General features: G+C 39.8%; 21 protein-coding genes and 1 tRNA gene. 16 read left to right on the top strand and 6 right to left on the bottom strand.

Annotated features, from left to right (window positions below):
• Nucleotides 1-22: 22 nt before the first annotated feature.
• The 4 genes from BGP15_RS23805 to rpe form a co-directional block, all read right to left on the bottom strand.
• Nucleotides 23-895, bottom strand: coding sequence for a hypothetical protein (locus BGP15_RS23805; protein ID WP_046672928.1), 873 nt, complete (start codon nucleotides 893-895; stop codon nucleotides 23-25).
• Between the two features lie 259 nt (nucleotides 896-1154).
• Entirely contained in the window at nucleotides 1155-3419 is a 2265-nt protein-coding gene (locus BGP15_RS23800) for an aconitate hydratase (protein ID WP_070561103.1), read from the bottom strand.
• A gap of 49 nt (nucleotides 3420-3468) precedes the next feature.
• Complete coding sequence (locus BGP15_RS23795) at nucleotides 3469-6231, bottom strand: bifunctional aconitate hydratase 2/2-methylisocitrate dehydratase (protein WP_070561104.1); 2763 nt, start codon at nucleotides 6229-6231, stop codon at nucleotides 3469-3471.
• A gap of 358 nt (nucleotides 6232-6589) precedes the next feature.
• Nucleotides 6590-7270: a ribulose-phosphate 3-epimerase gene (gene rpe / locus BGP15_RS23790; RefSeq protein ID WP_070561105.1), complete on the bottom strand. Its 681-nt coding sequence runs from the start codon at nucleotides 7268-7270 to the stop codon at nucleotides 6590-6592.
• A 151-nt stretch (nucleotides 7271-7421) separates the two neighbouring features.
• Between rpe and BGP15_RS23785 the strand changes: the two genes are divergently transcribed.
• From BGP15_RS23785 to BGP15_RS23730, 12 genes are all read left to right on the top strand, one after another.
• Nucleotides 7422-9539: an HD family phosphohydrolase gene (locus tag BGP15_RS23785; RefSeq protein ID WP_115048835.1), complete on the top strand. Its 2118-nt coding sequence runs from the start codon at nucleotides 7422-7424 to the stop codon at nucleotides 9537-9539.
• A gap of 127 nt (nucleotides 9540-9666) precedes the next feature.
• A tRNA-Ser gene (locus BGP15_RS23780) sits at nucleotides 9667-9753 on the top strand.
• 459 nt (nucleotides 9754-10212) lie between these two features.
• The gene (locus tag BGP15_RS23775; protein ID WP_115048996.1) at nucleotides 10213-11100 is read left to right on the top strand and encodes an MBL fold metallo-hydrolase; all 888 of its coding nucleotides are present in this window, start codon (nucleotides 10213-10215) and stop codon (nucleotides 11098-11100) included.
• Nucleotides 11101-11328: 228 nt separating this feature from the next.
• The gene (locus BGP15_RS23770; protein WP_070561108.1) at nucleotides 11329-12201 is read left to right on the top strand and encodes an SH3 domain-containing protein; all 873 of its coding nucleotides are present in this window, start codon (nucleotides 11329-11331) and stop codon (nucleotides 12199-12201) included.
• Nucleotides 12202-12248: 47 nt separating this feature from the next.
• Nucleotides 12249-14627, top strand: coding sequence for a hypothetical protein (locus BGP15_RS23765; RefSeq protein ID WP_115048998.1), 2379 nt, complete (start codon nucleotides 12249-12251; stop codon nucleotides 14625-14627).
• Between the two features lie 598 nt (nucleotides 14628-15225).
• A complete protein-coding gene (locus BGP15_RS23760; RefSeq protein ID WP_115049000.1) occupies nucleotides 15226-16062 on the top strand; it encodes a DUF3347 domain-containing protein in 837 nt (278 codons plus the stop codon).
• A 177-nt stretch (nucleotides 16063-16239) separates the two neighbouring features.
• The gene (locus BGP15_RS23755) at nucleotides 16240-17172 is read left to right on the top strand and encodes a TIGR01777 family oxidoreductase (RefSeq protein ID WP_159332948.1); all 933 of its coding nucleotides are present in this window, start codon (nucleotides 16240-16242) and stop codon (nucleotides 17170-17172) included.
• 58 nt (nucleotides 17173-17230) lie between these two features.
• Nucleotides 17231-18091, top strand: coding sequence for a fumarylacetoacetate hydrolase family protein (locus BGP15_RS23750; protein WP_115049004.1), 861 nt, complete (start codon nucleotides 17231-17233; stop codon nucleotides 18089-18091).
• Nucleotides 18092-18240: 149 nt separating this feature from the next.
• Entirely contained in the window at nucleotides 18241-19260 is a 1020-nt protein-coding gene (locus BGP15_RS23745) for a methionine ABC transporter ATP-binding protein (protein WP_112376361.1), read from the top strand.
• On the top strand, nucleotides 19253-19906 hold the full coding sequence (gene metI / locus BGP15_RS23740; protein ID WP_046672885.1) for a methionine ABC transporter permease MetI: 654 nt from the start codon (nucleotides 19253-19255) through the stop codon (nucleotides 19904-19906). Before BGP15_RS23745 ends, metI begins: the two co-directional genes overlap by 8 nt.
• 15 nt (nucleotides 19907-19921) lie before the next feature.
• Nucleotides 19922-20734 (top strand): methionine ABC transporter substrate-binding lipoprotein MetQ, encoded by an 813-nt coding sequence (gene metQ / locus BGP15_RS23735; RefSeq protein WP_070561115.1) that lies wholly within the window; start codon nucleotides 19922-19924, stop codon nucleotides 20732-20734.
• Complete coding sequence (locus BGP15_RS23730; RefSeq protein WP_115049006.1) at nucleotides 20712-21131, top strand: YchJ family protein; 420 nt, start codon at nucleotides 20712-20714, stop codon at nucleotides 21129-21131. The genes metQ and BGP15_RS23730 overlap by 23 nt, the downstream gene beginning before the upstream one ends.
• Nucleotides 21132-21334: 203 nt before the next feature.
• Here the strand turns inward: BGP15_RS23730 and BGP15_RS23725 are convergent, their stop codons facing one another.
• Together BGP15_RS23725 and BGP15_RS23720 are read right to left on the bottom strand one after the other, a co-directional pair.
• A complete protein-coding gene (locus tag BGP15_RS23725) occupies nucleotides 21335-22771 on the bottom strand; it encodes a dicarboxylate/amino acid:cation symporter (RefSeq protein ID WP_115049009.1) in 1437 nt (478 codons plus the stop codon).
• 175 nt (nucleotides 22772-22946) lie between these two features.
• The gene (locus BGP15_RS23720) at nucleotides 22947-23297 is read right to left on the bottom strand and encodes a 4Fe-4S dicluster domain-containing protein (RefSeq protein WP_046672889.1); all 351 of its coding nucleotides are present in this window, start codon (nucleotides 23295-23297) and stop codon (nucleotides 22947-22949) included.
• Between the two features lie 156 nt (nucleotides 23298-23453).
• Here BGP15_RS23720 and BGP15_RS23715 point away from each other — a divergent pair, with 156 nt between their 5' ends.
• The 4 genes from BGP15_RS23715 to BGP15_RS23700 all read left to right on the top strand — a co-directional run bounded on the left by BGP15_RS23715 (nucleotide 23454) and on the right by BGP15_RS23700 (nucleotide 26115).
• Entirely contained in the window at nucleotides 23454-24467 is a 1014-nt protein-coding gene (locus BGP15_RS23715; RefSeq protein ID WP_112376359.1) for an acyl-CoA reductase, read from the top strand.
• A gap of 55 nt (nucleotides 24468-24522) precedes the next feature.
• Nucleotides 24523-24726 carry a fructose-6-phosphate aldolase gene (locus BGP15_RS23710; protein WP_070561119.1) on the top strand — a complete coding sequence of 68 codons (204 nt, stop codon included), beginning with the start codon at nucleotides 24523-24525 and terminating at the stop codon, nucleotides 24724-24726.
• Nucleotides 24727-24731: 5 nt separating this feature from the next.
• On the top strand, nucleotides 24732-25412 hold the full coding sequence (locus BGP15_RS23705) for a cell division ATP-binding protein FtsE (protein WP_070561120.1): 681 nt from the start codon (nucleotides 24732-24734) through the stop codon (nucleotides 25410-25412).
• 151 nt (nucleotides 25413-25563) lie between these two features.
• A complete protein-coding gene (locus BGP15_RS23700) occupies nucleotides 25564-26115 on the top strand; it encodes a nucleotide exchange factor GrpE (RefSeq protein WP_112376358.1) in 552 nt (183 codons plus the stop codon).
• The last annotated feature ends 7 nt before the right edge of the window (nucleotides 26116-26122 follow it).

The raw sequence follows: 26122 nt of genomic DNA, 5'->3' as shown, positions 1-26122 counted from the left end.
CCTTTTTTGTATCGAATATATTTTAAAACCTAAAGCCCAAAGCCCAGTAATTTTCAAAAAACCATATTTGTTGAGAGGCTTTATCTACGCCTCTTCTTCCAGTTGTACGAATGTTTGTTAAATCAGTCCAGCCCGTTTTGAAATTCCCCTGAAGATAGAGTCCTTTATAAAAACGGTAGTGCAAACCAACTTTTGCCGAAGCGCCATACCCTGCAATGTTCCAAAAATGGTTGGCTCCTTCACCAAAAAGATGTACGTCGGAACGAGGAATCAATAAGCCTACATCCACACCCGATTCCATCGTCAATACCTGTTGACCCTTGCGGTTATTGATGATGTCGTCATAACGCTCTAGCCCTACTGAGGCAAAGTTATAGCCATCGGTGTGTTCAAATGTCAGCATGGCGGAGTCTACAGTAATCAATTCACCGTTATATTGACCAGCGCGATTTCCTGTCGGAATACCAGGGTTAGAAATCTCTTCACCGATAAAACCCGAAATTTTCACCTGTTGCGGAATATCGACCACATATTTCATATGGTCCCATCCCAATGAAATGGAATAATTATCCTTGATATAATAACCAAAGTGCAGATTAAATTGCGGAATAGTCAGTCTGCTTGGATCAAAATACGTTGAACCAAATTTAGTTGGCCTGTCACCCGCTTTTACATCATGCAGAATAAAATCATAATTAGGTCCCGTAAAATGAATATCTGATTTCGCGTAAGAAGAGAAGTTGTACCCCCAAAAGAAGAAGAATTTGCCCTTGTTACTCTCTGTTCTCAAATTTTTCGGTTTGAAAATGCTTTTTCCTATCTCAGGATTTTCTTGGGCAAATAAGGCAGAAACACTTAGTGCAAGTGCTCCAATCGTTAAAAATATTTTTCTCATATCGGTGCTAAAAACGTTGGGCAAAAGTACCGGCATTCTATTTTATAAGCAAATAAAAACAGTGGAAATTGGTAAAATATGACGAAGATCACAGAAATGTCATTCGATTTAAAAAACAAACCTTCTTGACTTCTCAAGCACCGAGAGCAGTTAAAGCAAACTAGCAAGTTCTTTCTGTCGAATAACATCAGACACTTTCAAAAAAAAGCTGCTTCCCATTTCCAGGAAAGCAGCTTTTCATTTTATTTCTAAAGAATTATTATCCTTGATTTTTGCGGATGATATTCAAAGCTCCACCGGCTTTAAACCACTCGATTTGTTGCGCATTGTAGGTATGATTCGCCAAAATCTCTTCCGAAGTACCATCAGCATGATGTAACACAAGCGTTAATGGTTTACCTGGAGCAAATTCTGTCAGACCGATAATATCAATGGTATCATTCTCCTGAATCTTGTTATAATCGTCTTTATTTGCAAACGTTAATCCCAACATACCTTGTTTTTTCAGGTTTGTTTCGTGAATACGGGCAAAAGACTTAACTAAAACAGCACGAACACCTAAATGACGAGGTTCCATCGCAGCATGCTCGCGGGAAGAACCTTCACCGTAGTTTTCATCACCGACCACAATTGAACCAATACCGTGTGCTTTATAGTCCCGCTGTGTTGCAGGAACAGGACCATATTCGCCTGTAAGTTGATTTTTAACGCTATCAGTCTTCTCATTGAAGAAATTCAAGGCGCCAATCAACATGTTATTTGAGATATTATCCAAGTGACCACGGTATTTCAACCAAGGACCAGCCATAGAAATATGGTCAGTAGTACATTTACCTTTCGCCTTAATCAATAGTTTCAACCCTTTCAAATCTGTACCTTCCCATGGAGCAAAAGGCTCCAACAATTGAAGACGATCAGAAGTAGGTGCTACATCAACCACCACCGAACTACCATCAGCAGCTGGCGCTTGGTACCCTGGGTCATCTACCGCAAATCCCTTTGTTGGCAACTCATCCCCCACAGGTGGATCCAGCTTCACTTGTTCACCCTTGTTGTTTATCAAGGTATCAGTTACCGGATTGAAACCCAAATCACCAGAAATTGCAATTGCAGCTACCAATTCTGGCGATGCAACAAATGCATAGGTATTTGGATTACCATCTGCACGTTTTGCAAAGTTACGATTGAAAGAATGAACGATTGTATTTTTCTCTTGTTTATCGGCCCCTACACGATCCCACATACCGATACATGGACCACATGCATTTGTAAAAATTGTCGCATTGAGATCTTCAAAAGTTTTCAGCAAACCATCGCGATCAGCCGTAAAACGCACTTGCTCTGACCCTGGATTAATACCGAATTCAGCTTTTGTGATAAGCCCTTTATCAACAGCCTGTCTTGCAATAGAAGCCGCACGTGACAAGTCTTCATAGGAAGAGTTTGTACATGAACCGATCAATCCCCATTCAACTTGCAGAGGCCAGCCATTTTTCGTTGCTTCTTCACGCATGCGTGAAACCGGAGTATACAAATCTGGCGTAAAAGGACCGTTTAGAGAAGGCTCTAATTCAGACAGATTGATTTCAATTAACTGATCAAAATATTGTTCTGGGTCAGCATAGACCTCAGCATCCGCAGTCAAATGCTGTTTTATAGCATTGGCCGCATCAGCTACTTCGGCACGACCCGTAGCGCGCAGATAACGTTCCATCGATTCGTCATAACCGAAAGTTGAGGTTGTTGCACCAATTTCAGCACCCATGTTACAGATGGTTCCCTTACCTGTACACGATAGCGACTCCGCACCTTCGCCAAAATACTCGACAATGGCACCAGTTCCACCCTTTACAGTCAAAATACCCGCGACTTTGAGGATCACATCTTTTGCTGCCGCCCATCCACTCAACTTACCCGTTAATTTTACACCGATCAGTTTCGGGAATTTAAGTTCCCAAGGTAAACCTGCCATCACATCACACGCATCAGCACCACCCACACCGATCGCAACCATACCTAAACCACCGGCATTCACCGTATGCGAGTCTGTACCGATCATCATACCGCCTGGAAACGCATAGTTTTCCAAAACGACTTGGTGAATAATACCAGCTCCGGGTTTCCAAAAACCGATACCATATTTATTGGATACAGAACTCAAAAAGTTGAATACTTCAGAACTTTCGCTTTTAGCACGAGCCAAATCTTTATCCGCACCCTCTTTCGCCTGAATCAGGTGATCACAGTGTACAGTAGAAGGAACCGCTACCTTTGGACGCCCAGCTTGCATAAATTGCAATAATGCCATCTGTGCAGTTGCATCCTGCATAGCAACGCGATCTGGAGCAAAATCAACGTAAGAAACGCCACGTTTGTAATCCTCAGTAGCATTGCCATCCCAAAGGTGGGCATACAAAATTTTCTCAGATAAAGTCAAAGGTTTGTTAACCACCTGACGAGCAGCAGAAATGCGCTCATCATATTGGCTATAGACCTTTTTAATCATATCTATATCAAAAGCCATATCTCTCTAATTTATGTTGTTTAATTAAGTTACTAAACCCTATCACTAATTATTTTGTTGGAATAGGCGCAAACTTCGTTAAGTTAATGCCTTCCACAGCAGCTTTATATTCTTCAATATTCGGAATCCGGCCCAAAATCGCTGAAAGAACAACAACCGGAGTTGATGCTAATAAAGACTCCCCTTTTTTACCATCTCTGTCTTCAACGACACGTCCTTGGAATAAACGGGTTGACGTAGCCATTACCGTGTCACCTTTAGCTGCTTTCTCCTGGTTACCCATACAAAGGTTACAACCAGGACGCTCCAAATACATAATATTCTCGTATTCAGTACGCGCAGTACTTTTTGGTAAAGCATCGCTAAATTCAAATCCAGAGTACTTTTGTAAGAATTCCCAATCGCCTTCCGCTTTTAGCTCATCAATGATATTGTATGTTGGCGCTGCAACGACCAAAGGCGCTTCAAACGTAACAACACCTTTTTGCTGTTCAATGTTTTTCAACATCTTCGATACGATCTTCAAATCGTCTTTGTGAACCATACAAGAACCGACGAAACCTAAATCCACCTTTTTGTTTCCACCATAGTAAGAAAGATCGCGAATTGTATCGTGTGTATAACGTTTCGAAACATCTGCATTATTCACATCCGGGTCGGCGATCATCGGTTCTTCGATAATATCCAGATCAATAACAACTTCAGCGTAATACTTCGCATTGGTGTCTGGAGTTAAAGCAGGCTTAGCACCAGATTTAATTTCCTCAATACGTTTGTTCGCTTTGTCAATTAAGCCCTGCAAAACATTGTTTTTGTTTTCCATGCCTTTATCGATCATAATCTGGATACGGTTTTTAGCGATTTCCAATGATTCGATCAGCGTATTATCCTGTGAAATACAAATAGAAGCTTTCGCTTTCATTTCTGCAGTCCAGTCTGTAAAAGTAAATGCCTGATCCGCTAAAAGCGTACCGATATGAACCTCAATAATTCGACCTTGGAACACATTTTCACCGGCAAACTGTTGCAACATCTGCGCTTGTGTCGCATGAACCACATCACGGAAATCCATGTGTTCTTTCATACTGCCTTTAAACGTAACTTTGACCGATTCAGGAATTGGCATAGAAGCTTCACCTGTCGCTAAAGCTAGCGCCACCGTACCGGAGTCAGCACCAAAAGCAACACCTTTAGACATACGGGTATGTGAATCACCTCCGATAATGATTGCCCACTCATCGATGGTAATATCATTTAATACCTTATGAATAACGTCTGTCATCGAATGGTACACCCCTTGAGGGTCGCGTGCAGTGATCAATCCAAAATCATTCATAAATTTCATCAATTTAGGAATATTGGCTTGTGCTTTTTTATCCCATACCGATGCAGTATGACAACCTGATTGATAAGCCCCATCTACTGTAGGCGAAATTACTGTAGCAGCCATCGCTTCTAATTCCTGCGCAGTCATCAAACCTGTCGTATCTTGCGAGCCAACGATATTCACCTTCACACGCACGTCAGAACCAGCATGTAATACCTTACCTGGCGTTACACCTACCGCATTTTTATTGAAGATTTTCTCCACTGCCGTTAGACCCTGGCCTTCAATTGTAATTTCTTTTGAAGGGGCAAATACTGCTGGCGCTTGAATACCTAAAGTTTCCGCTGCAAAAGTTTGGATCTTTTTACCAAAGACAATAGCATAAGAACCACCTGCTTTAATAAATTCCATTTTTTGAGGAGTCAAAGCTTTCGAAATATCGATTAGCTCCTGCTCGCCGTTATATAATTTTTTAGTCTTGGTATTAATTGTTAAGACAGTACCTGTAGCAACAGAATAAGCTTCTTCAAGAATTGGCTCGTTTTTCTCATTACGGATTACGTTACCATTTTCATCCACTTTCTTCACCCAGTTTTTAAGGTCTATACCGATACCTCCGGTCACGTCCACTGTTGTCAAGAAAATTGGTGAGATACCATTCGTACCACCAACAATTGGTGCAATGTTGACAAAAGGAACGTAAGGGCTCGCTTGTTTACCGGTCCATAGTGCAACGTTGTTTACACCCGACATACGAGATGACCCCACTCCCATTGTTCCTTTCTCAGCGATTAACATAACGCTTTTACCAGGGTGTTGCGCCTGTAATTCAACGATCTGTTGCTGTGCTTCAGGTGTGATCATACATTTTCCATGTAATTCACGATCTGAACGCGAGTGTGCCTGGTTACCTGGCGACAATAAATCTGTCGAGATATCACCTTCACCAGCGATAAAAGTAACCACTTGAATTTCCTCAGCAACCTCAGGCAGTTTCGTAAAAAACTCTGCTTTTGCATAGCTTTCTAAAATATCTTTCGCAACTTCATTGCCTTGCTCAAAAGCTTCTTTCAAACGAGCAGTATCTGCGTCGTATAAGAAAACTTGTGTTTTAAGAACCTCAGCCGCCTGTTTTGCAATAGCTAGGTCTGTGCCCAAAGCCAGGTCCAATAAGACCCTGATCGAAGGACCACCCTTCATATGTGACAACAATTCAAAAGCAAAATCAGGTGTAATTTCAGCAACAACTGATTGACCCAAAATAATTTCCTTCAGAAATTGTGCTTTAACACCCGCTGCAGGCGTAGTACCCGGCAACGTGTTGTAAATAAACAATCTTAAAGATTCAGCTCTATTTTCATTGTTTAAATCTTTAATCTGAGCAATTACCTCACTTAGTAATTCTGCTCCATCAATAGGCTTAGGATGTAATCCTTGGCCTTCTCGTTCTACAACCTCTTGTACGTAATCGTTGTAAATACTCATAGATATCTATCTTTCTATTTTATGGGCAGCATAAAAACACATTATCTTTCTACGCCACCATGTCTGTTATATAATTAAGCTAATACGCCATCTATCGGGTCCCCCTAACAAATCACAAATTAACCCTTCCACTTCATGTTTTGAAGTTGATTCATTTGTCGTAAATCAACTTGTATGACTAATTACAAAAATAGTGAAAATCCAACTTTAAACGCATGCATTCCATTTATTTAAATCAATTTGGAATTGTTCTAAACAGAACTTATGCAATCCCGCTATCTTTCTTTGCAATCCACTATTTTGCATTTATTTCTTTCAAAAAAAAAGGTGATTTATATTATCAAATCACCTTTTCCTTTTATATACTTTCTACAGTTATATCAATGTCTTTTAATGCTTTCACAGTTTCCAAAGGATCTGTCGCGTTGAAGACAAATGAACCTGCCACCAAAACATCTGCTCCCGCTTTCAATAACTGTGCTGCATTCGCAGTCGTTACTCCCCCATCGATTTCAATCAGCAGTCCATCATTCACGCCTTGTGCCATCGTCCTTAGTTCCTGCACCTTGGCGTAGGTATTCGGAATAAATTTCTGACCACCGAACCCTGGATTAACAGACATAATACACACCAAGTCTAAATCTGCAAGAACATCTTTTAATAGAGCAACCGGTGTATGTGGATTCAATGCGACACCAGCTTTACATCCCAATTCTTTTATAGCAGCTATTGTACGATGCAAATGTGTACATGCTTCGTAATGCACTGTAATGATCTCAGCACCCGAATCTTTACATACTTGCAGATAACGATCGGGGTCAACAATCATCAAATGTACATCCAAAGGTTTAGCAGCATGTTTTGCAATAGCCTGCATAACTGGAAATCCAAAAGAGATATTTGGAACGAAAACCCCGTCCATAATATCAATATGAAACCAATCTGCCTCACTGTTGTTTACCATGATGATATCATCGTATAATTTTGCAAAGTCTGCAGCAAGAACGGATGGTGCAATTAGATGTGATTTTGTTGACATGTTGTATTTTTTTTGCAAAGATAACAAGTATTTTTTGTTCATCACAGCATTTACCCGATTTAATACCTACAAACGACAATTGGCAGAAGCTGCAGAAAATAAATTATAACTACATTTGTATATTAACATTATATTAAAAATATAGCTCACAGTGGGAAGACTAAAAATAAAGTACAAAAGAGAATTAAATACAACGGAGAACCTCGTCCGAAAAATTGGATTAATACTTATCACTATTATTCTGATCTGTATATTCCTTCCCAAACAGCCTCGTTTTCGCTATGAATTCCAAAAGGGAAAAGTATGGAATCATGAGAATCTGATATCACCTTATAATTTTGCCATATTAAAAACGCAGGAAGAATTGAATGCGGACAAGAAAAGTATCTTGAACACGATTCAACCGATTTATAATGCCAATACGACGACAAGCAAAGAGCAAATTGATCAGTTCAATACCGATCTGGCCGAAAAATGGCAAAGCAGCAAGCTGGATACAACACATGAGAATATTGCGGATTATAGAAATGCCGGCAATGCCATCTTAAGCCATCTCTATGGCAAAGGCATCCTTTCATTGAACAATCGGTTTCAGAACCGCAGCAATGACAAATCTCCAGCTTCCAAGCATTACAATTTCACACTGATCCAGGACAAAGTTGCCAGTCAAAAAAACACGGCTGACTGTTACACCATCGAAAGCTCTTATGGGTATATGGATGAGATCATGCCCAAATTGACCAAAATAAAACAAAAGAGCTGGCTCGAGGAGACTTTAAAAAACTATATTACCATTAACTATATTTATAACGACCAGCAGACGGAAGCCTTGGAACAGAATGCCATTGCTAATATTTCAGCGACACGGGGTGTAGTCCAAAAAGGCGAACTGATCGCCGAAAAAGAAAAAATAATTTCCAATGAAACTTACCAGAAACTCGAATCGCTCCGGAAGGTATACGAAGATGAAGGCAAGATCAGTGGTAATCAAAATTATGTGACATTAGGGCAATTTCTAATCATCTCGCTCGCCCTTTCAATTCTAATGGTTTTCCTTTTTCTTTTCCGCAAAGACATCTATTTCAACAACAGATTGCTGGTCATTATCATGATTGTCATTATAGGTATGCTCGGCGTCCTATCCTGGGCCATTAAAATCAAGATACCGAATCTCTATTATATGCCGTTTTGTGCCGTCCCCATTATTATTCGTATTCTATTTGATACGCGTGTGGCGCTAAATATCCATCTGTTGATGGTGCTGCTGGCGGGTCTTTTTGTACCAAATAGTTTTGAGTTTGTCTTCCTGCAATTTATGGCGGGCATCGTTGCGATCTATAGTATTAAAACATTGGTCAAACGGGAGCAGCTGTTCATTTCCTCGGCTATCATCCTCGGCACCTATTGGATTGCTTATATCGGCTTGGTCGTCACCAGAAACGGATCAATAGACACCATTTACTGGTCTGACCTTCTTCCCTTTTTCGTAAGCGTCATGATCACCTTATTGGCTTATCCGATGATCTATGCATTCGAAAAGTTGTTTGGCATTGTCTCTGATCTCACACTCATGGAACTTACCAATAGTAATTCCAAATTATTGCGGGAACTTTCTTTTAAAGCTCCGGGAACCTTTCAGCACTCCCTACAGGTGGCTAATCTAGCGGAAGCCGCTATCTACAAAATCGGCGGGAATCCACTGTTGGTCCGCGCCGGAGCCCTATACCACGATATCGGAAAATTGACAAACCCTCAATTTTTCATCGAGAATCAGAAGACAGAAAAAAATCCGCATGACGAGCTTTCACCGGAACAAAGTGCGCAGATTATTATATCACATGTCATCAAAGGGATCGATATTGCCAAAAAACATCAATTGCCCGACGTGATCCTTGATTTTATCCGCACACACCACGGAACGACGCGTGTTGACTATTTTTATAACGTTTTTGTCAAGAACAATCCCGACAAACTGGTGGATGAGTCTTTATTTACCTACCCCGGCCCTATTCCTTTTTCAAAGGAAACAGCCGTACTCATGATGGCAGATTCGGTCGAAGCCGCATCCCGTGCGTTAAAAGAACCATCGGAAGAATCTATCAATAATCTTGTCGATAAGATTATTGAACATAAATTGATGCGGGGACAGTTCAATAATAGTAACATTACGCTAAAAGATATCACCGAATCGGCAGTTATTTTTAAGGCAATGCTCAAAAGCATCTACCATGTTCGGGTAGATTACGATTTAAGCAAAAAAACAATGTAGTTTTAATTGTCAAACAACAAATTGAATTTCAAACGCTTATTGCAACGTTACATTTTTTTTGCATTTTTTTTATTATTTAGACTTTGCAGAATCAAATAATTGCCTTATGTTTGCAATGTCAAAACGAGGAAGGGTGCCTGAGTGGCCGAAAGGAACAGTTTGCTAAACTGTCGTACTGGAAACGGTACCGCGGGTTCGAATCCCGCCTCTTCCGCAGACAACAGCGCTTTCAGAGAAATCAGAAAGCGCTTTTTTTGTTTCTGGCGCCAAGGCAGCACCAAAAACAGCACCTTGTTTAAAACCCAGCAGAAAGCGGTTCATGAGAACAAGACAGTTCAAGAACACCAGGGCTGACGTCCTCGGGTTGTGTTCGTATTGTGTTCGTACCACCTTCGGAGATGAACAATCTGGCGACAATTATTGACCTAATTCCGACCAGATAATTCCTGTACAGAGTCTGGTCGGAATCAGGTCAGCATTTGTACAATATCTGTATCGCATCCGAATAAGGTACGAAGCAGGTACGAACAAAAGGCAAGTTACATTCCTGAACATCGTTGTATAGTCTTTAGGCCCCAATAAGTATTGCAAATATTTTATCAATTTATTACATTGTGTTTGATTTTCATAACGCTATTAGATTGTTAAAAGCAATTTGTTCAACTTTGGCAATATGAAACAGCTTAAAAGAACAGGTCATCTACAAATTCCCTTCGGTACGCTCGAACTTGTGCTCCTGACAGATGGTTATTTTACATTAGAAACATTACAGCCTACCCTTGCCCCAAAAATACCGTCTCAACTAGTCGAAATGGAACTGCAAAGGCTTTCACTTTCAACAAAGATCTACCAAGCACCCATCATCATCATGCTGATTAAACAACAGAATCGATACATACTCATTGATACTGGTGAGGGACATTATGACACCGACAAAGCCGGAAATTTAATGGAAAGTCTGCTTTTAGCGAATATTGACTGTAATAAGATAACAGATATTCTCATTACGCACGCACATCGCGACCATATCGGTGGCATATTGGATTCCGATGGTTCACCCAATTATCCAAACGCAACATACTACATGGCTAAACCCGAATTTGAGTTCTGGATGTCAGATCGTCCTGATTTTTCGAAAAGCGAAAATCCAGAAATTGCTCAAGCTAGCATCGATTTAATACGAAAAACACTCGTTGCTATTGAGGTCAAATTACAGCTATTTGAACCGGGCGATCAACTATTTACCTGCATTCATACAGAATCAGCAGCTGGGCATACCCCAGGACATATCATCTATACAATAAAATCCGACAATAGAGCAATTACAAATCTTGTTGATCTGATACATTCACCGATCCTAGTTTCCCAGCCTCATTGGGGAACTCAATGGGATATTGACTTCGATCGTGCTGTGGATACACGGATAAAAATACTTGATCGCTGTTATCAACAACAGACACTTGTGCTCACATCTCATATGCCTTGGCCGGGGATAGGCTTCATTGGTAGAAAAAACAACGGTAAAGAATTGGAGTGGATTCCTAAAAACAGCATTAACTAAAATGTCTTTTCCAAAAGACACACAGCAGATAAATAATCTCCTTCAATTCCTGAAATATTCAAAATGCTCTCTTTCATAATTTTTGTTTTTCATCATATCCAATTTTTTGTAGCAAATGACTCAAGGATTATAAAATATCGTTTCTGGCACTATACAAAAAAATACCTGAAACCAGTGATAAGGGGTATGGGCCAATTCAGCTATTTTTGTAGGAAAGAAGAGTGAAAAATGAAAAAGTTAATTGGATGCTATTTTATTATTTTAAGCATCGGACCACTTTGCTTAAAAGCGCAGGAAAATTTAAAGTTTGACGATAATTTCAACGTTTGGAACATACAGAAGGGCCAGTCAGCAACTGTTTTTGCAGCCAAAGCTTACGTCCGTGCTCAACCCAGTCTAAAGGCAGCAATCGTAGATTCTTTATCCGTCGGAAATGTCGTTACGATCAATAGTAATCCCATCAAAGGAAATACACTAAAAAATTTTTATGCTCCTTGGTATGAGATAAGTTATTCCGACGGTAACAGCAAAAAGAATGGATTTATTTGGCTTGGACTATTAGCGCTCGGAAAACAGACCGCATCAGACGGCTCGCAATATATTTACGGTTTTGAACGTTTCACCAAAGGTATCAACGAACAGGAACAGGATCATTTCTCAACCGGGGTAAAGCTTATCGACGCAAATGGAAATTTTCTAGCTGAACACACCTTCCCTTTCGCCTATTCAGAACAAACCTTCTCCCAAAGTAAATTGCTGCCAGCAATGGGGCTGCAAAATGTCAAACACATCATCCGCATTGAATTTCTGGGCGAAGCTTGTGGCATACCCTCTGAATATAACTATGTGGCCTGGACGGGACGGCAGCTGGTTGATCTTCCTAGCCGATATTCGGTTAGTGATGCTGGTGTGTTCTATTACGATGAAAAGATTCTTTTCCCTTCCGAACACGGAAAAAATAATCAGATTATCTATAAATACATTGAAGAGGGAGAAGTTATCGACGATAATGCGGAAAATCCAAATTTTAGGGTCACAAAAAAGAGTGAAGAATTTCTATGGAACGGCATTGGCTTTGAAAAGCTTTCGAAAGCTAAATAGTATTTTAAACAGATTTCAATATACTGAATACATACAAGAATTAATAAATGGAAGAAAAGAATATATATGATTTGTTCTACAGCGGACAACTAGACCTCTTTATTATTGAAGGAGAAAATCAACTACGACAAAACGATCAAGATGTGACGCTTTGGACACACCTCGCCATCGCCTACCACGATCAGCTATTTTATGAGGGCCACGAAGCTATTTTCGATGTGATTCAGGAAAAAATGATTCCCTATTTTCAAAAAGCATTGGCCATCGAACCTAATAATGAAACGACTCTATATCATATACTGAATTATGTTTTAGACAATCAAGCAACACTAGCGCAAATTGGTCGGCCAAAATCCCATATTACCGAAGACAATAAAGGTTTATTTATCGAATATGCAAAAAAATTAATCGCTTCCCCGAATATGTCCGGATATGGTCACAACTATTTAACCAATATCTACGAAGGACTCCAGGATGATACAGCGTTGCTCCCAGCTTTGGAGGCGAGTATTGATTTCGTTAAAGAAACATTCAAGGATGAACGAGAAACCTCTGATCATAATTTTTCCCTCTTTTGGATAAAGAAAATATATCTGCTCGACCGTACAAAACAGATCAACACATCCAATATTTTAGCTTTAATGGAAGCAGATTTTAAGCATTTCATCAGCAGCAATGAAATGAATTATGTGGATCTTGCTGAAATTGCTTACGAAAACAAAGCAATCGACCTAGCATTGCAGATTTTACTTAAGCTCATCAAAGGGGAAAACTCAGCCGTGCATATCCATCAGGAGCTGGTTAAATGGCATACTCGATTTGAAGAATTGATTGCCGAGGGGTATGAGCACCCTGAGGTCTTCTACTATCAGCTTATCATTGAGCGTAATTACTCGGAAGAAATCGGAATCCCCCTTGACTATTATTATCTCCATGCACTCAAATTGATCGACGCCTATCCTGACTCTTACGTCGGTTACCATTTTGCCGCAGCCTATCTCTATGACGAGGGACAGTATGCTGCTGCTATTCCATATCTGACTATGGTAGGCGAACGGAAATGGAACGCAACATCCTGGCGACGTCTAGTTGAATGCACTTTTAAAGCCAATGGAACAGTTTACGATCAGGTCCCTACTTTCAATGACCTTCCCCGTGAATGTTACAATGAAGCTGTTATGCTATCTGATTTCATTCACTCCCTGGACAACTTAACCGCAGTCGATCAGTCTGCACTACAATTGCTCGTCCTCGGACTTTACCGTCAAGCCTACGACGCCTTCAAGGACTATTTTGAACAAAATAAATACGAAAGTGACTATTTTGGAGGCAGTCACAATAGGGCCATGAATTGCAATAATCTAGCTTTAGCTTATAAAGAAGCCGGTGAATTGGAAACCTGTTACGCTATCGCAACCGAAGGATTAAGCTATTCCGACTTTGAAGAACTTCATTTCACCCGAGCCGATACCTTGTCAGCCTTGGAAGATTACGTACGTCTCGAGCAAGTACTTCAACAGTACTTTGACACCTATCAGATCTCGTTGGAAGCCACTCTTGCGCAGCAAGAATTTACTTCGGAAGAAGACGAAGAGGACGAAGAAACGGAGTCTGCCATATTTCCTCCTTGTTACCGCATGCTTATGCATCAAATCGACGTCGAATATCAACTGGGTCGTACAGCGGACATTCAATCCCGGGCGCAACAGCTTCTCGAGTTTATTTACAAATTCTATATTGATCATCCCAATTTAGACGAATATCACTACCGTGACTTTGAAGCGTCAAAGAATGGGATCGAGCATATTATCTATCAGATAACCGAACAGGATAGTTTAGCGCAACGCATCTCTTATTACGAACAAATGGCTAAACAATATCCACACGAGGCCCAGCCTCAATATGTGTTGATGCAGCTATATAATGAAAAGAGCAACTACAAAGCCATGAACATCGCTGCGCAGAAATATCTTAAAAATAAACCGGAATTTATTATCGACAATTTCGACAAGGCAAAAACACTCTATCTCATCATTAAAAGCCATTATTACCTTATGGAATTTAGTGAAGGTAAGGAAACATTCCAAAAGCATGATAACTGGGTCCAATCGATCATGGAGCCTAATGACTATGTTCTTTGGTTAAAATTCGGAATTGAACTTTTGGCCGAAAACGGAGCTATAAACGAAGTAGATAAATACGTCAAAGTTTTCAACGGTATTTATGCCCAACACGATTGGGGTTATGACGATGATGTCGAATCGGTTAAATTGGCAGAAGCGCATGTGAACTATAAAACTGGGAATCTGAAAAAAGCACACAGCTTACTTGATGAAGTGCTTTCCTATTCGGATCACTCTCCTCTGGCTGATGAATATAAACGTACCTGGAAAAAACCAGGCTTCTTCTCTGGTTTTAAATTTTAAGTACTTCTTTTGCTTAAAAAAAGAAAGAATTCCAAACGTCGCTCCATGTTATTCGGCCCTCAGAACCCAAATAACATGGAGCGAATAAAAAAGTCCTTAATGCCAAAAAAAGTTAAAAAGGAAGCAGATTCTGCCCAAAACGACTATATTTGAACTGACATGGCAATTAAGCGACTTATACTACTTTTTTTAACCTTAGGTTTTCTGTTAAGTGCACCCGGCGCTTTTGCCTGCCATAAAATGAATGCACACAGCAGTCACACCCAAGATGATGCTACCACTGACAAAAAGGACCATTGTTGTGCAAAATTTAAATCTTCCAAAAAAAAGGCTTTCTGTAAACATCATAAAGCCTGTAAAAATTGTAATTGTCAATGTGCTTATAGTTGTACGATTTTGGCAATTTCCAACCCTCTTGAAAAAGGTCATGAGCTTTGCGGTATAGCCATCAAAAAAAATTATAAACCCATAGCGCCAACATTTATTTCTGAAGGATATTTCTGTCCCTGGGTTCCGCCAAAAATAAGTTAATTCTCGTATTGATCATTTATCAATCATTTTTGATTACTTATTTTTATATATTCTTTTATCCAATCATATGAAAATCCAACACTATATCATAACAGGGGCTTTAGTGCTATCCTCTTTGACAAACTATGCACAAGACAACAACACCGTGAACAACAATGTTAAAATTGCCGGGAACTGCGGTATGTGTAAAAAAACAATAGAAAATGCAGGAGCCGCCGCTCAGGCGAAAGTTGAATGGAATGAAGACAACCAAACAGCGACAATAGCCTATGACGCAAAGAAAACGTCCTTAGATGCTGTATTGAAAAGTATCGCTGGAGCAGGCTACGACAATGAAAAATACCTTGCTGCCGAAGATACCTATGCTAAGCTACACACTTGCTGTCAATACGAAAGGAATTTAGCTCCTCCAGCTTCAAACGCCCCCCAAGATGCAACCATTGCAGCGGTAGCTTCAGTAGATAACATCAGCAACGCAAGCAACTTTCAAAAGATCTATGACCAATATTTTCTGCTTAAAGATGCGCTTGTAGCAGCGGATGGTAAACGAGCTGCAGGCCTCGCAAACGATCTTGCCGATGCTATCGCCAAGGTCAAAACTGCTGATCTAACGCAAGCGGAACAGGACGTGTGGAAAACCAAAACAGCATCACTCAAAGCCATTGTAAAGAGCCTACAACAGGCTAAGGATATCAGCAAACAACGAGAAGCCTTCGCAATTTTGTCAGAAGATATCTATAGTTTGTCCAAAAACTCAAAACCATCTTCTGCTGTTTATTATCAAAAGTGCCCGATGTTTAACAAAGGTAAAGGTGCAACTTGGTTAAGCCGTCATAAAGAAATCAAAAACCCTTACTATGGCGCACAGATGCTAACCTGTGGTAGCACAGTTCAAACGCTTTAACCAATAACGTCAGTTAATCGACTCTTAAAAGGTTTATCTCGTCGGGAGATAAACCTTTTTTTGTAATTGCTGCCGCAATGATCGATTTTTTATAAACCAAAATAGTATATTTAATATCAGCAGAAATAGGTTCGCTTAAATGACAATATGCGTATATTATAAAACAAGGTTCGATTCATGGAAAAAGTAATTATTACAGGTGGTGCCGGAGCTATAGGTCTTCATTTAACAAAACTATTGGTTGCCAATTTCTATGAAGTTATTATTTTTACTAGAAATCCGAAATCCAATCCCGCACAGCCGAATGTCAGATACGTACACTGGGATCCCTATAAGCAAGAGATAGATGCCAAATCAATTCAGGAGGCCGATTATATCATCAACCTGGCAGGCGCAAACCTCAATGCCAAACGCTGGACAAAAACATATCAGCAAGAAATTATTGCCAGCCGGGTCGAAAGTGGGAAACTGCTCTACCAAAGTCTTAAACAACTACCTAATCAGGTAAAAGCAGTTATATCTGCTTCCGCTATAGGCTGGTATGGAACTGACGATCCCTACCAAAAAAGACCTTTTACAGAAGGAGACCCGCAAGGGGGCAATTTTCTATCCTGGGTTTGTAACCTCTGGGAAGGAAGCGTAAAACCTATTGAAACACTGGGAAAAAGACTCGTTGTCTTCCGTTTTGGAGTCGTTATCAGTAAGGATCAGGGAATGCTAAAAGAAATCGGACGCTTCCTACCCTTCCGTTCAGTTCCGATATTGGGTTCTGGCAAACAGATGCTCAGCTGGATCCATATGGATGATCTCTGCCGCATGCTGTTATTAGGTATACAAAATAATACCATAGCCGGGATTTATAATGCCTGCTCGTCCGAACCGCTTCCGCTTGCCGAGTTTACCAAAAGAATAGCGAAACGTCAATACGGTCCATTCTACATACCCCTCCCAGTCCCATCACTGATGATTAAGCTGATGCTCGGAAAAAAAGGAGAGGAAATGGTACTCAATGGGACATGGGTGAGCAACAAAAAGATTGTTCAGGAGAAATTCCCTTTTAAATATCCCCTTTTGGACAATAATTGTATAGATAACTTACATATTGATTAATTGTTAATTCGCGTTAATTTCCGCCCTTTTTGGGACAAAATCCGTATATTTGCGGCTTATGAAGATTTTTAGATATGGCGCAAAGAGCTCCGAAAAAGCGGGAGTCATTTTAAACGAAAAGAAATATGATGTTTCGGAAGGAAATTTTCAATATAACCGCGATTTCTTTGCGGATATTGCAAATTTGGAAAGACTTCAAGCATATATAATTGAAAAAGGCGACAAGCTTAAAGAGATAGCCGACGACGAGCGTATTGGTACACCATTGGAAGCTCCTTCCAAAATACTTTGTGTAGGACTTAATTTCGATGATCACGTCAAAGAGACCAAATTACAACAAGCTTCCGAGCCTATTGTATTTATGAAATCTGTATCTGCATTCAATGGCCCTTTTGATGGAATTACCCTTCCGAAGTTCTCTGTAAAATCTGATTGGGAAACCGAATTTGCCATTGTAATTGGAAAAAAAGCTTCTTATGTTACTGAAGAAGAAGCTTTGGACCATGTGTTTGGCTACGTGCTACACAACGATGTGACAGAGCGTGAATTTCAAATCGAGCGTGGCGGAACCTGGGACAAAGGTAAAGGATGTGACACTTTCGCCCCTATTGGTCCGTTTATAGCAACCAAAGATGAAATCACAGATATCGATAACTTAAGAATATGGCTTAAACTCAATGGTGAAATCATGCAAGACGGCAATACAAGTGATTTTATCTATCGTGTGCCCAAATTGATCTCTTATTTAAGTCACTTTATGAGTTTACTTCCAGGCGATATCATTTCCACAGGATCGCCTGCCGGATCTGGCATGGGTAAATCTCCACAAAGATTCCTGAAAGATGGCGATGTCATCGAATATGGTATTGATGGACTTGGATCGGCAAAACAAGTGATTTCAGCTTATCAAGGTTTATAAAAAATAGATATCTGGGTTCTTTCATTCTTTTTCAGTCTGAAAGAGCCCATTTTCTTTCACTTGATTTTATTTTATCCCCGGCATTTGTGTACATTTATATCAACATCATCCATTTGTCCAACTAAAATTGCTAAATCCCTACAGGGTCAATGATTCAACTAAACAACATATCCAAATCTTTTGCGGTAAAAGCGACACGTATTGATGCTTTAAAAGACGTCTCACTGTCTATTGCAAAAGGTGAAATTTTTGGTGTAATAGGCGCTTCCGGAGCGGGTAAAAGTACTTTGATTCGTTGCGTCAACCTTTTGGAAAGGCCAGACAGTGGTCAGGTAATTATAGAAAACAACGACTTGATGTCGCTGCCTGCCAGTGATCTTATGTTAAAAAGACGGAAAATTGGTATGATTTTCCAACACTTCAACTTGCTGTCATCACGAACAGTTTATGGAAACATATCCTTCCCGCTCGAACTTGAGGGCAAATCGAAAGAATTTATCAGCGGAAAGGTGTTGGAGCTATTACGTTTGGTTGGGTTGGAAGACAAAGCCGACGTGTACCCTGCAAATCTTTCAGGAGGCCAAAAACAACGCGTTGCCATCGCGCGTGCATTAGCCAATGATCCTTACATTCTACTTTGCGATGAGGCTACAAGTGCCTTAGACCCAGCAACCACAAAATCTATCCTCAAACTGCTAAAAAAAATCAATAAGCAGCTTGATCTTACGATATTATTGATTACGCACGAGATGGATGTTATAAAAAGTATTTGCGATCAGGTTGCCGTATTAGACCACGGAAAATTGATTGAAACTGGTCCGGTAGAATCAATATTCGCCAATCCTCAGGAAACAACAACCAAAAACTTTATTCAGTCTTCACTTGAAGTTGAAATTCCACTAAGTTTTCAGGAACGCTTGAAAAGCGCTGGAAACCCACTCGTAGAAATCTATCTAACTTCAAATGAAGAATCCATCCCATTTATACAACATTTGGAACAACAATTTCAAGTCAAGACAAATATCATCACCGCTCAAATAGATTATATTGGCGAAATGAAATTTGGTGTTATATTAGCCGAACTATCGGGTGAAAAAGAAAATGTTATGCATAGTCTATCTTTCTTAAAAGAAAAGCATTCACAAACTAAAATCTTAGGCTATGTCTGATCAGGTATTTAATCTTCTGCTATCGGGTACTTTAGAAACCCTAACCATGACTTTCTTATCAGGTTTCTTTGGTTTTGTACTGGGTCTTCCACTCGGGATTTACCTGTTCTTGACCCGCAAACATCAACTGCTCGAAAACAAAGCCATGCACCAACTTGTTTCATTGCTGGTGAATGTGTTTAGGTCTATCCCCTTTATTATACTTATCGTATGGATGATTCCGTTTACACGCAACCTTGTCGGAACATCTATTGGTATGGCCGCAGCATTGGTTCCCTTGAGTATAGGTGCAGCTCCCTTTATTGCAAGACTTGTGGAAAATAGTCTTCTAGAAATTCCAAATGGTCTGATTGAGGCCTCAAGAGCAATGGGAGCAAATGCCCAACAGGTAATTTTCAAAGTTTTACTTCCTGAGGCTCTCCCCTCGCTGGTAAACAATGCAACAATTACGTTGATCACACTTGTTGGATACTCCGCGATGGGTGGCGCTGTAGGTGCTGGTGGACTTGGACAGATTGGTTATCAGTATGGTTATGTCGGATATGACACTTTTATCATGAATTCTGTTCTAATTTTATTAATTTTAATCGTATTCCTGTTACAGTATACAGGAGACTACATCTCAAAAAAAGTAAACCATCGTTAACATAAATTATATCATATGAAAAAATTGAACTATGCATTTGCAATCTTAGCCTTCAGTCTCGTATCGATTGTGGCATGCAACAACAGCGAAAAGAAAGAGAATACCCTTAAAGTCGGTGTGGTATCCGGACCAGAAAAGGAGCTTGCAGAAACGGCTAAGAAGGTTGCAAAAGAAAAGTTCAATCTTGATGTGGAGTTGGTAGCTTTCAACGACTATGTTGTGCCCAATGAAGCCCTAAATCAAGGAGATATCGATGTAAATGTATTTCAGCATCAGCCTTATTTACAGGAACAATCCAAACAACGCGGTTTTACAAAGTTAACCATCGTCGGAAACACATTTGTATTTCCGATCGTTGCCTATTCTAAAAAAATAAAAAGCATCACCGAGTTACAGCCTGGCGCCAGTATTGCCATCCCCAATGATCCTACCAATGGTGGCCGCTCACTTTTACTTCTCCAACGCGAGGGCATTATCGGCTTAAAAGAAAATGTAGGCATACAGCCTAAAGTAACAGATATAGTAAGCAACCCTAAGCAGGTTAAAATCATTGAGATGGAGGCACCACAGTTGCCGCGCGTTCTGGATGATCCTCAGGTTACAATTGCCATCATCAACAATAGTTTCGCTGCTCAGGCTGGGTTGGATCCCGAAAAACAAGGCTTATTCACAGAAGACAAAGAATCACCTTACGTTAATCTGATTGTTGCCCGTTCGGATAATAAAAACGATGAAAAGGTGCAGCAGTTTATTCAAGCGTATCAGTCACCTGAAGTGGAAGCTACCGCAAAAAAAGTCTTCAAGAATGGCGCCATTAAGGGCTGGTAAAATTTTTAAAATACAAGTGATAGCATCAGATCAATTATGCCCCTGTGGCTCTGGCAATACCTTTGGAGAATGCTGCCAACAAATTCATCGTTTCCATGCCAAAGCAACCACAGCAGAGGCATTGATGCGTGCACGTTATAGTGCTTTTGTGACACAACAGATCGATTTCCTATACGATACATTTCACCCCTCAACACGACGGTTCCAAAATAAACAGGCCATTGGGCAATGGGCGCGGGACAATAAATGGATGCAACTCGCGATCCTGAAATCTACACTCCATACGGTCGAGTTTGAAGCACATTATCTGGATCCACAGATGGAAGTTCATATTCACCATGAAAAGTCTACCTTCAAAAAACAAGGTGATTTATGGTACTACGTTGACGGGCGCTGATATAAATAGTTTGCTTGCAAGCCATTGGAAAGGATACCAGACTATCAACAACAGCTTGCAAGCGGCTTTTCGTTCCATAAAAATTCCCTTCTATGAAATAAAATGTGGTTTCAAATAAGTCCTTATTTTTGCTCATAAAAAAGCAGTCTCAACGGGGATGTCAAGACTGCTTTTCTGCAACGAATATTCGTTAGTTATTTCTATTAGATCGCCTGTTCAGCATCTTCGCGATAAGGAGCATCTTCATCAAACTCACCCTCCCATTTAGCAACAACAACGGTTGCCAAACAATTTCCGATCACATTGACAGAGGTACGCGCCATATCCATGAGTTCATCGATACCTAAAATTGCAGCAATGACAAATGTTGGTAAACCAAACTGATCCGCTGTCGCAATCAAAATAATTAATGAAGCCCTTGGGACAGCAGCAACACCTTTGGAGGTGATCATCAATGTAAATGCAATCATCAATTGATGTCCAAACGACAAATGGATACCAGCCGCCTGAGCGACAAAGATGGCAGCCAATGATAAATAGAGTGAAGTACCATCCAAGTTAAAACTATATCCTGTCGGAATGACAAACGAAACAATCTTACGTGGCACACCAAATTTCTCCATTGCGCTCATTGCTTTCGGTAATGCCGCATCTGAACTTGTAGTGGCAAATGCAATGGAAACAGGTTCCTTAATCGCATTTATAAAACGTTTCACAGGTATCTTTAAATACAAAGCTACAGGAAGCAATACCAAGCATAAAAAGCATACTAAAGCAAAATACAGCGTCGCTAAAAGCATGAAAAGATTCTTAAGGATATCGACACCGAGATGCCCCACAGTGTAAGCCATGGCAGCACCAACCCCGATAGGCGCAAAGTACATAATCATGTTCGTAAACTTAAACATCGTTTCAGACATACTTTCGGTAAAATCAACCAAGGGTTTACGCTTTTTCTCATCGACCATTGCCAATCCAATCCCGAACAAAATTGAAAATACAACAATCTGTAAAACTTGGTTATCCGCTACAGATTTGACAATATTTTCAGGAAACAAGTCGCGTATAAAAGAAGTGAACTTGTATACAGGATGTACATGGTCCGGAAGGGTTTTGAGGATATGCTCATCCATACTTTCCTTCGGCGCAGGGAGTTCTTCATGTGGCATATGTGCAACATCAACGCCCACTCCTGCTCGAGTCAGGTTTATAGCACCTAAACCAATAAAAATAGCACATGTCGTTGCGCAAAAGAAATAAAGCATCGATTTCCATGCCATACGTCCCACCTGTTTCAAATCAGAATGCCCTGCAATTCCATATACAAGCGTAGCAAAGAGAATCGGTCCCACAATCGTCTTGACTAACTTGATAAAACCTTTACTCAAAGGTTGCAGGGAAATCGCTAGATTTGGAAAATCTAACCCGACAAATATCCCCATAATCATACAGGTCAAAATCCAAGTGGTCAAATTTTTCTTAAAGAGCGCATTTACAACCAAAACGGTAGCAACTATCCAACGGACAGCCATTAGAAATTCATGCGAAAAGCCTACAACATCAAATTCGTATAATACAGCAATGATACAAGCTAATGTAACTGTGATTAGGGTTATCAACCCTATTTTGGTTTTTAACATTTAAAAGATTTTAATGGTCAAAAGAACAAAAATAAAAAAATACTATGCTTTTGCAAATATTATTATTCCAAATAGCCAAGATTCACAACAAAATATCGATTTCGCCAAAATAGAAAGACACAAAAAAGGCAGGAAAATTTCTTATCCTGCCTTATATTTTAACGGAACACTAAATTTATTCCGCGTGTAACCAAGCTTTTTTCGCTAATAGCTCATCGTTCGATTCACGTACATCTTCGTCATCCACACAACAATCTACAGGGCAAACCGCTGCACATTGAGGCTCATCGTGGAAACCTACACATTCCGTACATTTATCTGAAACAATATAATAGACTTCATTAGAGATCGCTTCTTGAGACTCGTTGGCATCCAGTGTAACACCATCGCCAAAATCAATAACCCCATCCAAAGCCGTCCCATCTGAGAATTTCCAAGTTACACCAGCATCGTATATTGCATTATTTGGGCATTCCGGTTCGCAAGCACCACAGTTAATGCATTCGTCTGTAATTTTAATCGCCATTTATAACCTCACAATTATGATAAATAAACTATTTTTGCATTATCAATATGAAACAAAGTCTGATTGAACAATAAGGCTAGTTGATTCACGTTGATTAATGTTAACAGCACAAATATAATACAAATTTGTGTATTCATCTTTTAAAATTTTAATATTTTGACAAAGCAACAACGAATAAATGCATTTGTAAAATTAGGCGAGCGGCTGCAAGAGCGACCTGATGATTTGATTCAAATCATTCAATTCGCCCAACATAAAAACCCCTGGTATACGCCTCAAAATGTTGAACGTGCCATTCAAGCCATTGCTGCCAATTTGACAATAGAAAAGCTGAATCACTGGTTGGCTCCTTATCCAGATCTAAATTCAACGAAAATTGTAGGATTAATTCTGGCCGGCAACATCCCCTTGGTTGGCTTCCATGATATGCTATCGGTACTGATCAGTGGCTTTAGAGCCAAAATCAAAGTCTCATCGGACGACGCAGGATTGACAAGTTATGTGCTCCGCCTCCTTAAACAAATTGACCCGTCATTTACCGATGCCTTTGAAATTGTTGACAAACTAAAAGATTTCGATCTGGTTATAGCAACAGGTTCCAACAATAGCTCGCGTTATTTTGACTATTATTTTGGAACCAAACCACATATTATTCGTCGCAATAGAAATAGTGTTGCCATCATCGGTGGACAAGAATCTCCCGACCAGCTTGAATCACTGGGACACGACATCTTTGATTATTTTGGGTTAGGCTGTCGCTCTGTATCAAAGTTATTCATTCCAAAAGATTATCCAATAGCACACTTCTTCGAAGGTATCGCTGCGTTTAACAACGTGACGGAACATTTTAAATATAATAACAATTACGACTACAACAAATCCATCTATCTGATCAACGGCGACAAGCATTTTGATAATGGATTTTTATTGCTAAAGGAGGATGAGCGCACAGCTTCTCCCCTTGCTGTAGTTTATTATGAAACATACGAAACACTGGCTGAAGTTGAAAATAAACTCCAATTAGCGCAAGAAAATATCCAATGTGTTGTATCAGAAATAGCTTTAAATGTGCCCTCGCCAGTATTTCGTTTTGGAGAGAGCCAATGCCCTGCTTTGGATGATTTTGCTGACGGCGTGAATACATTGGATTTTTTATTCGCAAACCAATAAGCTTCCTTTAAATTCATAGTAAATAAATTGCATTAAAAATACTAACTTTGAAATTATGTATATCATTAAAGTAAAAGGTGTCGCCAAAATCCCTGATTATGTTCAATTAAGAGATGATGCCTTCACCTTGCTGGCATATTTTAGAGTCGACCGCCCAGATAAATCACTTGATAAGATTGGATTAGGAGAAAAGGCAGAATATATCATGCAACTGGTTAAAGAAATGCCTTTTGGGCAAATTAAAAAATTAGAATTTTAGCTTCCATGATTGAAAATAAAGTCATTACATTAAAAAACGTTGATATCTTCCAACAAAAACATTTGGTATTGTCCAATGTCAATTTAAACATTGGTAAAGGAGAGTTTATTTATCTTATCGGCCAGTCCGGCAGTGGAAAAAGTAGTTTACTAAAAATCATTTACGGCGATTTATACATCGGCAATGGTGAGGGAATGATTGCGGGCTTTGATCTTAAAAAGCTGCACGAAAATGATGTTCCCTACCTGCGTAGAAAATTGGGTATTGTATTCCAGGACTTCCATCTTTTATCCGATAGAAGCATCGAGAAAAACCTCGAATTTGCACTGAAAGCAACAGGCTGGAAAGATAAGAAAATGATCGATAGCCGGATATTGGATGTATTGGAAAAAGTTGGGCTTCGTTCCAAACTTAAGAAAATGCCACATGAGCTTTCTGGTGGTGAGCAACAACGCATTGTAATTGCCCGCGCATTACTAAATAATCCTGAAATTATTCTGGCAGATGAGCCGACCGGTAACTTAGATCCTGCGACATCAGAAGAAATCGTCTTATTATTGCGTGACATTGCCAATTCCGGAACGGCTATTTTAATGGCAACACACGATTATACCATTATCCGTAATATGCCATCCCGCATCATCAAAACTACTGATGGGGTATTACAGGACAATGTCAGTATCTAGACAGAAAACTGACATATAAAAATAAGATTCCGACAAATTGTTAGGCTTTTTTAATAAAATCTGACAAGCTGTCGGAATTTTATTGTTTGGCAAAAACTTTGACAAACGAAGCATAGAGTAAATTTTTGAATCTAATTTTAGCATTGAAGATATGAATGAGCAAGATAATTATTACGATGAAGGTCAAGATCCAGTAGAAACAAATTCTTCTGAACAACAGGAACAGCCTGCTGATAATATAGCAGAAGAACTGTCTACTGAAGAGAAATTGGCTGCAGAATTGGCAGAGGCAAAGGATAAATACATTCGTCTTTCTGCTGAATTTGACAATTATAGAAAACGTACAAGCAAAGAACGTGTTGAATTGATTCAATCAGCAGGAAAAGATGTCATCAGTAAGCTATTACCTACACTAGATGATTTTGACAGAGCGTTAACAGCCATGGAAACAGCGACAGATGTTGAATCTGTAAAAACAGGAATGGATATTGTTAACAACAAATTCAGACAAACGTTGTCGCAATTGGGGTTAAAGGAAATGGATACCATAGGCCAAGCCTTCGATCCTGAATTACAAGAGGCTATCACAGCAATTCCTGCACCCACAGCAGAATTAAAGAATAAAGTAGTTGACGTGATCGAAAAGGGGTACTACCTAGGTGACAAAGTGATCCGTCACGCAAAGGTAGTTATAGGTCAATAATATTAAG

The organism is Sphingobacterium sp. 40-24 (assembly GCF_001899705.1).
In the GTDB taxonomy this organism is placed as follows: Bacteria; Bacteroidota; Bacteroidia; order Sphingobacteriales; family Sphingobacteriaceae; genus Sphingobacterium; species Sphingobacterium multivorum.
Note: the sequence above shows the minus strand (reverse complement) of the source record. Positions and strands in the feature narration are given on the sequence as shown.